The sequence below is a fragment of the Acinetobacter sp. 102 genome, from assembly GCF_037028485.1.
GTDB lineage: Bacteria > Pseudomonadota > Gammaproteobacteria > Pseudomonadales > Moraxellaceae > Acinetobacter > Acinetobacter higginsii.
This window is the reverse complement of sequence record NZ_JAZEZK010000012.1, coordinates 23,394-38,625: the sequence shown is the minus strand read 5'-3', so window position 1 is coordinate 38,625 and position 15,232 is coordinate 23,394. Positions and strand designations below refer to the sequence as shown.

At 42.5% G+C, this 15,232-nt stretch carries 12 protein-coding genes; 8 read left to right on the top strand and 4 right to left on the bottom strand.

Annotated elements, in window-relative coordinates; translation table 11 throughout:
* Window positions 1-81: 81 nt before the first annotated feature.
* Together WA352_RS13215 and WA352_RS13210 are read right to left on the bottom strand one after the other, a co-directional pair.
* A complete protein-coding gene (locus tag WA352_RS13215) occupies window positions 82-765 on the bottom strand; it encodes a membrane protein (protein ID WP_033133164.1) in 684 nt (227 codons plus the stop codon).
* Window positions 766-836: 71 nt separating this feature from the next.
* Window positions 837-2,963, bottom strand: coding sequence for a TonB-dependent siderophore receptor (locus tag WA352_RS13210; RefSeq protein WP_336142880.1), 2,127 nt, complete (start codon window positions 2,961-2,963; stop codon window positions 837-839).
* 439 nt (window positions 2,964-3,402) lie between these two features.
* Between WA352_RS13210 and WA352_RS13205 the strand changes: the two genes are divergently transcribed.
* Window positions 3,403-4,479, top strand: coding sequence for an amidohydrolase family protein (locus WA352_RS13205; RefSeq protein ID WP_033133162.1), 1,077 nt, complete (start codon window positions 3,403-3,405; stop codon window positions 4,477-4,479).
* A gap of 1 nt (window position 4,480) precedes the next feature.
* Window positions 4,481-5,323: an SDR family NAD(P)-dependent oxidoreductase gene (locus WA352_RS13200; protein ID WP_033133161.1), complete on the top strand. Its 843-nt coding sequence runs from the start codon at window positions 4,481-4,483 to the stop codon at window positions 5,321-5,323.
* A 210-nt stretch (window positions 5,324-5,533) separates the two neighbouring features.
* Here the strand turns inward: WA352_RS13200 and trbK are convergent, their stop codons facing one another.
* Complete coding sequence (trbK, locus tag WA352_RS13195; RefSeq protein WP_005205150.1) at window positions 5,534-5,731, bottom strand: entry exclusion lipoprotein TrbK; 198 nt, start codon at window positions 5,729-5,731, stop codon at window positions 5,534-5,536.
* Between the two features lie 643 nt (window positions 5,732-6,374).
* Here trbK and WA352_RS13190 point away from each other — a divergent pair.
* Window positions 6,375-8,075: an NAD-dependent malic enzyme gene (locus WA352_RS13190; RefSeq protein ID WP_033133160.1), complete on the top strand. Its 1,701-nt coding sequence runs from the start codon at window positions 6,375-6,377 to the stop codon at window positions 8,073-8,075.
* A 42-nt stretch (window positions 8,076-8,117) separates the two neighbouring features.
* Here WA352_RS13190 and WA352_RS13185 read toward each other — a convergent pair whose 3' ends face one another.
* On the bottom strand, window positions 8,118-8,540 hold the full coding sequence (locus tag WA352_RS13185) for an Lrp/AsnC family transcriptional regulator (RefSeq protein WP_004654809.1): 423 nt from the start codon (window positions 8,538-8,540) through the stop codon (window positions 8,118-8,120).
* 225 nt (window positions 8,541-8,765) lie between these two features.
* Here WA352_RS13185 and WA352_RS13180 point away from each other — a divergent pair, with 225 nt between their 5' ends.
* The 5 genes from WA352_RS13180 to astB all read left to right on the top strand — a co-directional run bounded on the left by WA352_RS13180 (window position 8,766) and on the right by astB (window position 15,231).
* On the top strand, window positions 8,766-10,040 hold the full coding sequence (locus tag WA352_RS13180) for a Glu/Leu/Phe/Val family dehydrogenase (RefSeq protein WP_026057557.1): 1,275 nt from the start codon (window positions 8,766-8,768) through the stop codon (window positions 10,038-10,040).
* Between the two features lie 78 nt (window positions 10,041-10,118).
* Complete coding sequence (locus tag WA352_RS13175) at window positions 10,119-11,324, top strand: aspartate aminotransferase family protein (RefSeq protein WP_005205143.1); 1,206 nt, start codon at window positions 10,119-10,121, stop codon at window positions 11,322-11,324.
* A gap of 21 nt (window positions 11,325-11,345) precedes the next feature.
* Window positions 11,346-12,389, top strand: a complete 1,044-nt coding sequence (gene astA, locus WA352_RS13170; protein WP_033133159.1) for an arginine N-succinyltransferase — start codon at window positions 11,346-11,348, stop codon at window positions 12,387-12,389.
* The gene (astD, locus tag WA352_RS13165) at window positions 12,389-13,858 is read left to right on the top strand and encodes a succinylglutamate-semialdehyde dehydrogenase (protein ID WP_033133158.1); all 1,470 of its coding nucleotides are present in this window, start codon (window positions 12,389-12,391) and stop codon (window positions 13,856-13,858) included. The genes astA and astD overlap by 1 nt, the downstream gene beginning before the upstream one ends.
* Before the next feature lie 32 nt (window positions 13,859-13,890).
* Complete coding sequence (gene astB / locus WA352_RS13160) at window positions 13,891-15,231, top strand: N-succinylarginine dihydrolase (protein ID WP_033133157.1); 1,341 nt, start codon at window positions 13,891-13,893, stop codon at window positions 15,229-15,231.
* Window position 15,232: the final 1 nt, after the last annotated feature.

The following is a 15,232-nucleotide window of genomic DNA, read 5'->3' as shown; positions in this document are numbered from 1 at the left end:
GTATTCGAGCAAATGCAAAAATGGGAATTTGCACTGATGCAGACCGAACTGCATCAGTGCATTGAAATCCAAGCTTGGATTTTATTTGTTCAATGACCACTGAATTGCAGCATCAAACAGTTTCAAGCCGTCCTCAGACAGATTCGTAAAGGTCTCATTATTGAGAAAAAACATCAGTCGTTTTGCCGGTGCTAGCGACTCATAATCCATGGTCGCACCTTTTTCATAGCCCCAGATTGCGACTTTTTCAGGTTGCCCATAGATAGTCGCAATGATGGTGGCACCGAGTCCTGGTTTACCCCAACTCATTGGTGCTTGTGATTTATAGACGTTACGTGTTCCCGCGGAAAGATGCGCAGATAGGGGATGTGGTGCATTGACCAGCCACAAATAACGTTCTTTCTCGACTTCACCAAAATCTGTATTGATGCGTTTACCTGTCATGGCTAAATCATCCAGATAATCATTTTCCCATGTCATCAGTGGAATCGGCAGCTGTCGCCAACCCGATTGAAGATTTTTGGATGCCACCGTTGAAGAGATAATCACTAGATCGGTGTTTGTTAAACTGTTGGGGGAAACAGATTGATCAATGACTTCAACTTGATAGCCCTTGCGTTGCAAGTAATTTTGAATCGCAACATCGGTGGCAAAGGAAGAACCTTTGAGCTGTGAAATCAGGGCAATCCGTGTTTGGGCGTAAACAGAGGATGTCCATGTACTAAAGGCAAGGATCATCATCATGATCGTAAGAATTTTTTTCATAATGAACTTACTGCGCTGATCCTCTATTAGAATTTAAAAGTGGCACGTAATACCGCTTGACGAGAATCCCCTTAAGACACCGCCAGATTATTAACGCTGGCCGTATAGTAGGTTTTATCAAAGATATTATTTAAATTAAATTGAAAATTAACCGCTTGTTTGGCAATGGTGGTGTCATAACTGACAAAGGCATTGGCCAGTGCATACTCAGGCAGGTCAAAGCTATTTTCCGAGTCTCCGGCACGTTTACCGACATAATTGCCACTGAGACCTAAACGTAATTTGCCATTATAAAGTTCACCATAATTATAGGCTAAGGCCAGAGATGCTGTATCTCGTGCGACATTACTCAAGCGATTGCCTTGCAGACCAAGCTCATCTTCAGTGACTTTGGCATCGGTATAGGCGTAGGTCAGGGTTGCATCAAGTTGATCAGTCAGACGGCCTGTCAGGTCGAGTTCAGCGCCTTTGGAACGGACGGCACCTGTGGTATGTAGTTCAATTTCATTGCTCGATGGGTTGGTGACTTTGGCTAAAACATTACGTTTTTTAATATCATAGACAGCAAAGTTGGCTTTAATACGCTCATTGAACTCGTATTTTGCACCGACTTCATAAGATTTGGCTTGCTCAGGTTTGACATCAGCATCAATGACTGCATTGCCGCCTAAAGGTGCAATTGAAGACGAGGGTTTGAGGGATTCGGTATAGCTGCCATAGAAAGACAGCTGATCATTCCATTGATAGACTAAGCCCGCATGCGGGAGCCAAGCATCGTCTTTGGTATTGGTATTTTCCTTAAATGGTCGTCCACGTCCAGCGGTCTGTTGATAATTCAGATAACGGCCACCGAGTACGGCAATCCAGTTTTCATTTAAGTGAATCGCATCTTGCAGATAAAAACCATAGGTATGCAATTTATCGGTTTGGTCGCTATCGGATGCAACGATATTTTTAGATGCTTCAACAGTTCCAAACTTGGGATTTAAATAATCTAAGGTTGAGCTATCACCACGAACCATATCTGGACGGAAATATTTACGGTATTCGATATCTGAACCAATTTGAATATCATGCTTTAACCCCAGTAAATTGACCGAACCATTGAGATAGGCTTGAGCATTACTGTCTATACTTTCTGCGTTTAAGGTGGCATCGGTACGGCGTGTCACCGTATGGTTGGCCGTATTTAGCTTGGTCACACGGAGTTGATTGGCATCATAGGTTTCATAGTTATAGCTATAACCTAAGTGAGCTGACCAGTTATCATTAAGCTGATGATCAACCAATAATTGTGCCAAATGAGCTTCACCTTTCATTTGGTTAAAGGCTTCATCTAGGCGTTGATATTTTGAGATCGGTAAGGCTTGTTTCGTTTTAGGATCAAAAATAGTGGAACGATCAAAAGGGACGTCAAAGTCACGATATTGATAACTTAAATTGACTTTGGTGTGACCATTATCCCAACCCAATGATGGTGCAATTAAAGTCTGTTTAAGATTCCCGAAATTACGCCAGTAGTCTGTATCGGAATGATCGGCAATAAAACGATAGGCAAAGTTACTGTCACTGATTGCACCCGTAGTATCCAGACTTGCACCTAAACCATTTTTACCTGCGGCGATGCTTGAACCATACACTGAAAATTCAGTTTTTTGCGTCGTTTCAGGTTTTTTTGTAATGACATTGACCACACCACCTGGGTCCATAATGCCGTAAAGTAAAGATGCAGGACCTTTTAATACTTCAACCTGCTCAACTGCAGCATTCATGGTGCGACCTTGCACAATTGGCATGCCATTCACGGTAATCGAGCCATCACGATTATCCCCAAAACCCCGTTTCATGACGGTATCTTGAGTACCCCCCAAAGTATTGCCTTGCGTAATGCCGCTGACTTGGGTCAGTGCATTGTCCAAATTTGCTGGCAAATAATCTTTCATATATTGTTTAGACACCACATTTACGGTTTGTGGGCTTTCTAGATTGTTTTGATTGCCGCGTAATGTTGATGCTGTTTGTTCAGCAATATAACTGGAGGATTGCTCAGCTTGCACATTAATGGTTGCGAGTTGTGTGGGGTGTTCTGAGGTCGTTTCTGCCCACGACAGCACAGGTATTAAAGATAAGAGGAATGGGCTGCTTTGTTTTAAAATTTCAACAGTAATAAGATTTTTGCGTGGGGAGAAAGCAGACATATAGATACCTGATGAGTGCTGTTGGAGCATGAGAGAGGTAGTTTTAACTAACCTGAAGGGAGGCTAGGACGGCAATAAGGGTGTAAAGTATATTTAAATGAGAATTATTTACAAGAAGTTGGTCGATGAGAAAAGATCAATAAAAATTAAGCAGTTGATAATGCATTTATTATTTTTTAAAAAATGCACATTATTTTTATAAGTTGAGAACGATAGTTTCTTGTAAGTTTTTAATAAAGCTATGAAATTAATAGTTATTGTACGAATATGGGTCAGCCATTTCTGACATGGAATGAATCATATTCATATCTGAATATTTAAATAAATCATTTTATTCATAATGATTTGTTCAGTAGGCTAAAACAACAAAGCTATTTAGAACAATTAGAGATCGCTATGGATGAGCAGTATTTAACACTTTATGTCTTTGAGTATAACAATGACAAGATTAGATTTTTCAATTATTGATCCGCATATCCATCAATGGGATCCTTATCACACACCGCATTCAGCAGCCTTATTGGTCAAAGCTTTGGGGAAATATCCGAGGGTGATGGATCGAGTGGTCAGGTTGGTCAAGCCTAAGCCGTTATTGGATAGTTTAGGCTTAACAGAATACGCATTGCGTCCTTATTTACCTGAGCATTATCAGGCAGACATTTCGCCATTCTCAGTCGAGAGTGTGGTTCATGTCGAAGCCAACTGGCATCACCACAAAGGCTTTGGTGTGGTTGAAGAAACGGATTGGCTTCAGCAATTAGATTTTAATGCACAGGGTCTAAAACTAGGTGCAATTGTCGCAACAGCTGATCCAAGAGATCGAAAGTTCAAAGATATTCTTCAAGCCCATCAGCAGGCCAGTCCACGCTTTCGCGGTATCCGTAAAATGGCGGCTTGGCATCAAGACAAGGGGATTTATCGCTGGTGTGACCAAGCTCACTTATATCAGGACAAGAAGTTTTTAAAAGGTTTTGAGCAGCTGGCAAAATTGAATTTATCTTTTGATGCTTGGGGCTATTCTACTCAATTAAATGAAATTACAACTCTCGCTCAGCATTTTCCTGAAACACCTATTGTGATTGATCATCTGGCGACACCTGTCGGTTTATTTGGAGCCGTGGGCAAGAAAACGGGAATGACACAATCGCAGCGTGATGCCATTTTTAAACAATGGCAGCAAGATATTGCGGTTTTGGCTGAACAGAAAAATGTCCATGCCAAAATCTCGGGCTTGATGATGCCAGTACTTGGACACACATTCTATAAACTGGGTCGAACAGCAAGTATTGTTGAGATGGTGAGTTTATTGACACCTATGATTCAGCACGCAATCTCAGTATTTGGTACAGAGCGGATCATGTTTGCATCCAATTTTCCGATGGACAAGCCGAACACCCGTTTAAATGACCTAATCCATGCCTATATTCAAATGTTGAGTCCTTATGGTGATCAGGCTTTGCATGCCATGTTTAGACAAAACGCTGCCAATTTTTATCAACTTCAAATAGAGTCATGATATGAAAAATTTTAATCAAAAAGTCGCTGCAATTACGGGCGCGGGATCTGGTATCGGGCAACAACTGGCGGTTTTATTGGCACAGCAAGGCGCACATTTAGCGCTGAGTGATGTCAATGAAAAAGGCTTGGCTGAAACACAGACATTGTTACAACGGTATCCAGTTAAAGTCACTTTGACGAAACTGGATGTCTCTGATCAACAAGCCGTTCGTGACTGGGCTGAAGACAGTTTTAAGGCACATGGCAAGATCAACCTGATTTTTAATAATGCTGGTGTTGCGCTCGCCAGCACAGTTGAAGGTATGAGCTATGAAGAATTGGAATGGATTTTCAAAATCAACTTCTGGGGTGTGGTCTATGGCTGCAAAGAGTTCTTGCCTTATCTTAAGCAAAGTGGCGAAGGGCATGTTATTAATATTTCCAGTCTGTTTGGCTTAACCGCACAACCGACGCAAAGTGCCTACAACGCGACTAAATTTGCAGTTCGTGGTTTTACCGAAGCCTTAAGACAAGAATTAAAACTTCAAAATGATGGCGTGAGTGCAACCTGTGTACATCCGGGAGGAATCCGTACCAATATCGCCAATAGCGCACGGATGAGTGACAGTATTCGGAGCCTAGGTATGAATCCAGCCAAAGCCAGTCAGGCATTTAATAAGGTTTTAAAAACACCACCAGAGCAGGCGGCCAAAGTCATTCTAGATGCGGTGAAAGCGGATAAAGCGCGGATCTTGATTGGCAATGATGCCAAAGTCCTGGATCTGATTCAGCGCATTACACCGACGCATTATTCACATGCCTTAAGTTTTTTTAGCAAGAAATCCAAGAAAAATAAGGCTTAAAGTATTCGGGCGGGTATTGAAATCATTGAGATTAGATTCAGTTTTAATAAGACAACTGAATGATTTAAACGGGCATAAAAGAAGGTTTAACTGAACTTTCTTTTATGCATATTGCGTTTAATCCAGACTTTCTACAATACGAATCATTACATCAGCATCATATTAAATTTTTGATTTTAGAAAGTTCTTATATGGACTTATAAAACCCAATTAATATTCTTTATTAGAGCCAGTATCTTGCACTGTACCGCGACTAAAACACTTATCGCTGAAATTTGCTCGGGCGAAATCATCCTTGATCTTTGCAATGTTTTCACGTTTACAGTTTTCATCATTAACCTCAGGCATCTTTTCTGAACAAGCTGACACAAAGAACGTAAAAAGAAGAATAAGGCCTAATTTTTTCATATAAACAACCTTTATATTTTAACTGTCTATTCGTTTCCGGGGTGGGTGAAATTGATTTTGGGGGTATCACCATCTTGGTTTAATTTTTATGGATGAAGGCATTGCTCATGATCAAACAAGGAGCGTTATAGGGTGAGCAATGCTTTCACTTAGATCTTATAAAACTGACGATCATTTGCAAGAGATAGGGCAAAATTGTCCCATCTTGTCGGTTTTAAAGGGTTTAGTCGTAGTGTGGTGAACGATAAGAAGAAAAAAGATTTGAAAACTAAACTCAGATGATCGGGCGTCATGCGATTTTAAAAAAGTAAATCTTCACTGCTTAAGATAGATTGTTATAACTTGCAGTAGCCGCTCCTTATTTGAGATAGATGTCTATTGCAAAGCTTGTAAAACGATATCACTACAATTCTAAAGCGATGTTGGTGCAAAAATAATTCAAAATGTTGCAAGAAGATTAAAAAGTGATCCAAAATAGGGTTTACTATTTATTTACTAAATGTTGAATTGGTTTACATACCGCCAGTTTATTCGGTTTTGTGCTCTGATTGGTGTAAATTATTGCCCATGCCAAAGTACTTTTTTAAAGTACGTCAGCAAATCCATTTTTTGTACATTCGAGAGAGAGTCTAAAGAGTAAAGTATGTCTGTGAACCTTAGTAAAATCAAAAAACCTTTATATATTCACTATGCTGGAAACGCTCTTTTAGAACTCCCTTTGTTAAATAAAGGCTCTGCTTTTTCGGAAGAAGAACGAGAGAATTTTAACTTGCATGGTCTAGTTCCGTACAATATTGAGAATATTGAAGAGCAGACTCAGCGTTCGTATCAGCAGTACCTTTCCTTCGATAGTGACTTGAATAAGCATATTTATTTGCGAAATATTCAAGACACCAATGAAACCCTGTTCTATAACCTATTGAGTCAGCATTTAGATGAAATGCTGCCGATCATTTATACCCCAACAGTTGGTGAAGCCTGTCAGCGCTTTTCGGATATCTACCGCCGTCACCGTGGTATTTTTATCTCTTATCCAGAGCGCCAATACATCGATCAAATTATCCATAACGTCAACAAGAAAAACGTGAAAGTGATTGTGATTACTGACGGTGAACGTATCTTAGGTCTTGGCGATCAGGGTATTGGTGGCATGGGGATTCCAATTGGCAAATTGTCACTCTATACCGCATGTGGTGGGATTAGTCCTGCTTATACTTTGCCGATCACCATTGATGTCGGTACCAATAACCAAGAATTGCTTGATGATCCAATTTATATGGGTTGGAAACAGCCGCGTATCCGTGGTGAGCAATATTATGAATTTGTTGAGCAGATTATTAAGGCAGTGCGTCAGCGTTGGCCAGATGTGCTGATTCAATTTGAAGATTTTGCGCAAACCAATGCCATGCCTTTATTGACTCAGTATCGCGATAAAATTTGCTGTTTCAATGATGATATTCAAGGCACAGCAGCAGTCACTGTTGCGACCCTCATTGCTGCCTCAAGAGCACAAGGTAAACAGCTAAAAGATCAAACGGTTACTTTTGTTGGTGCGGGTTCTGCGGGTTGTGGTATTGCTGAACAGATCGTTAGACAGATGATGGACGAAGGTCTGAGTGACCATGAAGCGCGTTCACGCATCTTTATGGTGGATCGTTTCGGCTTGATGACCGATCAACAACCGAACTTACTCGATTTTCAGCAAAAACTTGCCACACCCGTCAATGCAATTAGCACTTGGGAATATACAGGTGACAACGTTGCTTTGTTGGATGTAGTCAAGAATGCCAAACCAAGTATCTTGATTGGGGTTTCTGGGCAGGCAGGTTTGTTTAGTGAAGAAGTCATCAAAACCTTAGCTAAATATTATAAGCATCCGATTGTATTGCCGTTGTCGAACCCAACTTCACAAGTTGAAGCACAACCAAAAGATATTATTGAGTGGACGCAGGGTGCTGCAATTGTGGCAACAGGTAGTCCTTTTGCACCGATTTATTATCAAGGCAAGGTCTACGCCATTGCTCAGTGCAATAATTCCTATATTTTCCCTGGGATTGGTTTAGGTGTGATCGCATGTGGCGCAACCCATATTAGTGACTCGATGTTAATGGCTGCAAGTACTGCTTTGGCAGACTGTTCACCACGTTTGAAAAATGCCGCAGCGGATTTATTGCCAAATATCAATGATATTCAACAGGTGTCTAAGTTTATTGCCTTTAAAGTAGCAAAAGCTGCTATGGCGGATGGCTTGGCCGTACCGTTGAGTAATGATGTGTTGAAACAAGCGATTGAAGATAATTTCTGGACGCCAGAATATCGTAACTATCGCCGTGTTAGTTATTAAGCCATTTCATTTAAAAAGGGACTCTAGCTAGAGTCCCTTTTTTTAGGTCTTATAGGTGGAGAGCAAAATACTGGTTTCACTATTGTAAATCCCTGAAATATTTCGGATTCGCTCTAGCGCTTTATCAAAGTTTTCCAAACTATCAGATTGCAACTCAACCAGAATATCCCATTTACCATTGGTGGTATGCAGTCGCTCAACGGCTGATTCTAAGCGCAATTCTCGAATTACCGCCTGTGCTCGCGTACCTTCTACCATGATATTCATCCATGCCCGAATGATATTTTTTTCTGCATTGGGACGGAAACGCACGGTATAGCCTGTGATGATCCCCGTTGATTCCATATATTCAATTCGTTTCTGCACGGTGGCACGTGACACCCGTGTTTTTGCTGCCAAGTCGGTAATCGACATCCGGGCATTGTCTTTGAGTAAGCCTAATATAATATGATCGATATTGTTCATTTTGATTCTTTCTATTAGCAAATTGATAAAAAATAATTCATTTTAATCATTATAACGAATTTTGTGAATCAATTTGATTCTTAATAATAATAACTATACAACACCCCAAGCATTTTCACTTCGGCACGAAAGAAGCTGAATGCGCATCAGGGAGGATGGGGGTAGGACGCCCTTAAACAAAGGGAATCTGTGAATAACAGGGACAATTGATTAATTAAGGAATAGATGATGTCTTTATCATATGCGGCTCAAAATGGCAGTGCTTGGCAAACTTTTCTCACTCAAGTAGATCGAGTGGCACCTTATTTGGATGCGGACCTCAGTAACTTTGTCAACACACTAAAAACCCCAAAGCGTACGCTTATCGTTGATGTTCCAATCGTGATGGACGATGGTTCAATTCGCCATTTTGAAGGTTACCGTGTACAGCACAATTTATCACGTGGTCCAGGTAAAGGCGGTATCCGCTATCACCAAGATGTTGAACTTAATGAAGTCATGGCCTTATCTGCATGGATGACCATTAAAACTGCAGTACTGAACCTGCCATTTGGTGGTGCCAAAGGCGGTATTCGCGTGAATCCAAAAGAACTTTCAGCGCGTGAATTAGAACGTTTAACCCGTCGTTTCACCAGTGAAATCAGTCCAATCATTGGCCCTCAAATTGATATTCCTGCACCAGATGTCGGTACCAACGCCAATATTATGGGCTGGATGATGGATACCTATTCAAGTATCAAAGGTCATACCGTAACAGGTGTGGTCACAGGCAAACCTGTACATCTAGGCGGTTCATTGGGTCGTGTTCGTGCAACAGGCCGCGGTGTATTCGTAACGGGTATGCAGGTTGCTGAGCGCATTAAATTACCGATTGAGGGCAGCAAAGTTGCTGTGCAAGGCTTTGGTAATGTTGGTAATGAAGCGGCTTATTTGTTTAGTCATGCAGGCGCAAAAATCGTTGCTGTACAAGACCATACCGGTACCATTTTCAATGCAGAAGGCTTAGATGTTAAAGCATTGCAAAAGCATGTGGTTGAAACTGGTGGCGTGATGGGCTTTGTTGATTCAACTGTGATCTCAGACGAAGAATTCTGGACGGTTGATATGGACATTCTGATTCCAGCAGCATTGGAAGGTCAGATTACGGTTGAACGTGCACAAAAGCTGAAAGCGAAAATCGTACTTGAAGGTGCGAATGGTCCAACCTATCCAGAAGCAGATGATGTATTTGTCAGTCGCGACATTACTGTTGTGCCTGACGTGATTTGTAACGCGGGTGGTGTAACTGTCAGTTATTTTGAATGGGTTCAAGATATGGCGAGTTACTTCTGGACCGAGGATGAAATCAATGAACGTCTTGATAAGTTGATGATCCAAGCCATTGCAGATGTTTGGAACACGGCAGCACAGAAGGAATGTAGCTTACGCACCGCAGCTTATATTTTGGCATGTGAACGTATTCTGAAAGCGCGTAAAGAACGCGGTATTTTCCCAGGTTAAGTCATTTATAAAATTAAAGTGAAGGGCTTGTTGAGCATTTAACAAGCCTGAAGATTAAACAGGAAGTGAGTAAATAAAATGAGCGAAGTCGCAATTACACGTAGCAATTTTAATGATTGGATGGTTCCCGTTTTTGCCCCAGCAAATTTCATTTTAGTGCGCGGCGAAGGGTCACGTCTTTGGGATCAAAACGATAAAGAATATATTGATTTTGCAGGTGGGATCGCGGTAAATGCCTTGGGTCATGCACATCCTGTTGCAGTAAAAGCCTTAACTGAACAAGCACAAAAGCTATGGCACATTGGGAATGGTTATACCAACGAGCCTGTATTACGCCTTGCGAAACAATTGGTGGATAGCACCTTTGCAGACAAAGTATTTTTCTGTAACTCGGGTGCAGAAGCCAACGAAGCAGCATTAAAACTGGCGCGTAAAGTCGGTTTGCTGAGTGGTAATGCAAATAAGAACCAGATTGTTGCTTTTAAAAATGCTTTCCACGGTCGTACTTTGTTTACCGTAACAGCAGGTGGTCAGCCAAAGTATTCTCAAGACTTTGCACCATTACCAGGCGGTATTGAACACACTGCATTTAATGACCTTGAAGCAGCAAAAGCAGCGATCACTGAAAATACTTGTGCAGTCATTGTCGAACCGATTCAAGGCGAAGGTGGCGTTCTGCCAGCAGATATCGAATTCTTAAAAGGCTTGCGTGCACTGTGTGATGAAAAAGGTGCGGTGCTGATTTTTGATGAAGTACAAACGGGTGTGGGTCGTACAGGTTCATTGTATGCCTATATGAATACAGGGGTAACACCTGACATTTTGACCACAGCAAAAGCATTGGGTGGTGGTTTCCCGATTGGTGCAATGATCACTACAGATCATTATGCCAACATGTATGCAGTTGGCGATCACGGTACCACTTATGGCGGGAACCCATTGGCTTGTGCAGTTGCTGGCGCAGTGTTTGAATTTATCAATACACCAGAAGTGTTAGACGGCGTTAAACAACGTCACCAATATTTCATTGATGCCTTAAACAAAATCAATGCTGAGTATGGATTGTTCAAAGAAATCCGTGGTCAAGGTTTGTTAATCGGTTGTGTATTGAAAGATGAACATGCTGGCAAAGCGAAGAATATCGTGACCTTAGCGGGTGAAGAAGGGCTATTGGCCTTAGTAGCGGGTGCAGATGTGGTGCGCTTTACCCCTTCATTGATCATTCCTCAACACGATATTGATGAAGGTCTAAGCCGTTTTGTTCGTGCATTAGCACGCCTCTAAGTCTGCTGTGAGCATCTACCCATGATGATTGTTCGACATGCAGCGCATCGGGACTTAGATGATATTTATCGTTTAGCGCAACGAGCGGGGGAGTCTGGCATTGGCCTGACTTCCTTACCACAAAATAAAGAAATCTTGGCTGAACGTATTACACGTACCACTCGCACTTTAGACGGCTTATCCGAAAAGTGCGAGGCAAGTTATCTATTTGTATTGGAAGACACCAGCATTCACAAAATTGTGGGTGTGAGTGCAATTGAAGTTGCGGTCGGGTTGAATGAACCGTTCTACAACTTTCGTGTGGCAAAACAGGTGCACGCCTCTAAAGCCTTAAATGTGTATAAGACATTAGACACCCTGTTTTTAAGTAATGACCATACTGGGTGTAGTGAACTCTGTACCTTGTTCCTTGATCCTGAATATCGCAAAAACCAAAACGGTAAATTTTTATCCAAAGTTCGTTTTCTGTTTATTGCTGCATTCCGCTCGTTTTTCGAAGAAAGATTGATTGCTGAAATGCGTGGTTTCTCGGATCAAAACGGACAGTCACCTTTTTGGGATTCCTTGGGCTATTTATTCTTCAATATGGATTTTGCTGCCGCAGATTATCTCAGTGGTGTGGGGCAAAAAGCCTTTATTGCAGAGCTAATGCCGAGATTTCCAGTCTACGTTGACTTACTGAGTTCAGAGGCACGTGAGGTGATTGCAGAAGTACACCCACATACGCTGCCTGCGGCAAAAGTGTTGATGTCAGAAGGTCTTAAATATCAAGGTTATGTTGATATTTTCGATGCTGGGCCAACACTTGAAGCCAATACTGCTGAGTTACGGGCGGTGAAAGAGAGCCGCTTGCTCAAAGTTAAACTTACTGAGCAAGTCGAAAGTACTGAGACACATTTTTTGGTTGCCAATGACCAATACCAAGATTACGCCGTGTTGCTGGTCAATAACAAAGTTGATGAAAGTGAGACTTTGTATATGACGGCAACACAAGCACAGGCACTGAATATTGCTGAACACGATCAAGTCCGTGTCTTAGCATTAGAAAAAATGGAGAATAACTAATGTCACAAGGTGCATTATTAATTGATGGTGCTTGGGTCCAGGGACAAGGAAGCGCATTCGAAAAAACCAATCCGGTGAGCAATCAGCAAATTTGGGCGGGGCATGAAGCAAGCCCAGCCGATGTTGCACTGGCTTGCGATGCAGCGCGTCAGGCATTTCCTGCATGGGCACGTTTGCCACTAGAACAGCGTATCGCGACAATTGAACGTTTTGCTGGATTATTAGAACAGCATAAAACCCAATTGGCCGAAGTGATTAGCCAAGAAACCAGTAAACCACTTTGGGAAACTTTGACCGAAGTGCAATCGATGATTGGCAAAGTGGCGATTTCGATTCGTGCTTATCATCAACGGACAGGTTTTAGCGAAACTGAAATGCCAGATGGCGTGGCTTCACTACGTCATCGTCCACATGGTGTTCTCGCCGTATTTGGCCCGTATAACTTCCCGGGTCATTTGCCAAATGGTCATATTGTGCCTGCATTGATTGCGGGTAATACCGTGGTGTTTAAACCAAGTGAACTCACGCCTTGGACGGCTGAAGAAACTGCAAAATTATGGCAGCAAGCAGGTCTACCAAAGGGGGTGCTGAATATCGTACAAGGTGGACGCAGCACGGGTGAAGCACTTGCAGCAGCAGAACAAATTGACGGTTTACTGTTTACGGGCAGTGCCAATACAGGCTATCACTTGCATAAACAAATGGCAGGTGCACCTGAAAAAATTCTTGCTTTGGAAATGGGCGGCAATAATGCCCTGATCATTGATGAAGCCAGCGATGTTGATGCGGTGGTGAATTTAGCGATTCAATCCGCTTTCGTTTCTGCGGGGCAACGTTGTACTTGTGCACGTCGTATTATTGTTAAACATGGTGCCAATGGTGATGCTTTCATTCAACGTTTTGTTGAAGTAGCGAAGAACTTAGTCGTAGGAAGCTGGAATGCTGAACCGCAACCCTTTATGGGCGGGGTGATTTCTGCACATGCAGCAGAACAAATGTTAGCGGCGCAAAGCAAACTGATTGCTTTGGGTGCAAAACCTCTTTTAGAAATGACTCGTCCACAAGCCGATAGTTCATTGCTGACCGCAGGTATTTTAGATGTTACTCAGGTGACCGATATCCCTGATGATGAATACTTTGGTCCACTCACCACGATTTATCGCTATAACAGTTTCGATGAGGCCTTAAACATTGCCAATAACACTCGTTTTGGTTTGGCGGTGGGTTTGGTTTCACCTGAGCGTGATTTATTTGATCGTGTACTGATTGAAGCGCGTGCAGGCATTGTGAACTGGAATAAACCATTAACAGGTGCTTCAAGTGCCGCACCATTTGGTGGTGTTGGGGCGTCTGGGAACCATCGTGCCAGTGCCTTCTATGCAGCAGACTATAGTGCATGGCCTATGGCTTCACTGGAAAGTGACAGCGTTACTTTACCTTCAAAATTATCACCGGGCATTGTGCTGTAATTCGGCTCGTATCGGGACACAGGGAGAATAAAATGTCAGGTTATGAAATTAATTTTGATGGTTTAGTGGGGCCGACCCATCATTATGCGGGTTTGTCGTTTGGGAATGTCGCATCAACCAAGAACCGTAATAACGCGTCAAATCCTAAGCTGGCTGCAAAACAAGGCTTGAAGAAAATGAAAGCCCTTGCGGATTTAGGACTCAAGCAGGGTGTGTTTGCCCCACAAGAGCGTCCGCATGTACCAACGTTACGCCGTTTGGGTTTTACTGGCAGTGATATTGATGTCATTACCCAAGCGATGCGTACTGCACCGGCCTTGTTATCGTCATTGAGTTCAGCCTCATCGATGTGGACGGCCAACTCGTGTACGGTGTCACCATCGGCAGATAGTGCTGACAAACGCATGCATTTTACCGCTGCAAACTTAAATAATAAGTTCCATCGATCAATTGAGCACCATACGACCACGCGTATTCTTCAAGCGATGTTCAATAATGATATATATTTCGCGCATCATGAAGCACTGCCTGAAGCCGCCTTATTTGGTGATGAAGGGGCAGCCAATCATAACCGCCTTGGTGGTGGATATGATCAGGCGGGTGTACAGGTTTTTGTTTATGGACAGCAACAACTGGGTGGAACGGTTGCACCGCAGAAATTCCCTGCGCGTCAAACCCGTGAAGCAAGTGAGGCAATTGCTCGTTTACATCGTTTAGATGCGAAACGAACCGTGTTCATTCAGCAAAATCCAGATGTGATTGATCAAGGTGTATTTCATAACGATGTGATTGCGGTGAGTAATCAACAGGTCTTGTTCCATCATCAGCAAGCCTTTTTAAATCAAGCTGGTGCATTGAATGAAATTCGTCACAAGATGGCGGGGATCGAACAAGATTTTATCTCGATTGAAGTCCCTGACAATCGTGTCAGCGTTGAAGATGCAGTCTCGACTTATTTGTTCAACAGCCAGATTTTGACCCGTGCAGATGGTGGCATGAGCATTGTGGTACCAGAGGAATCACGTCACAACAAGGCGGTATGGAGCTACTTGAATGACATGATTCAAATGGGTACGCCAATTGATGACATTAAGGTGTTTGATCTACGTGAAAGTATGCGTAATGGCGGTGGACCTGCATGTTTGAGATTACGTGTTGCCGTGAATGAAGCGGAACTGAATGCGGTGAATCCAAACCTGTTTATGAATGATGCATTATTCAAAACGCTGAATCAGTGGGTGGATCAGCATTATCGTGATGAGTTAACACAAGACGATTTGGCCGATCCAAGTTTATTGATCGAGAGCCGTACCGCATTAGATGAGTTAACCAAAATTTTAGCTTTAGGTTCGGTTTATCACTTCCAAAGATAAA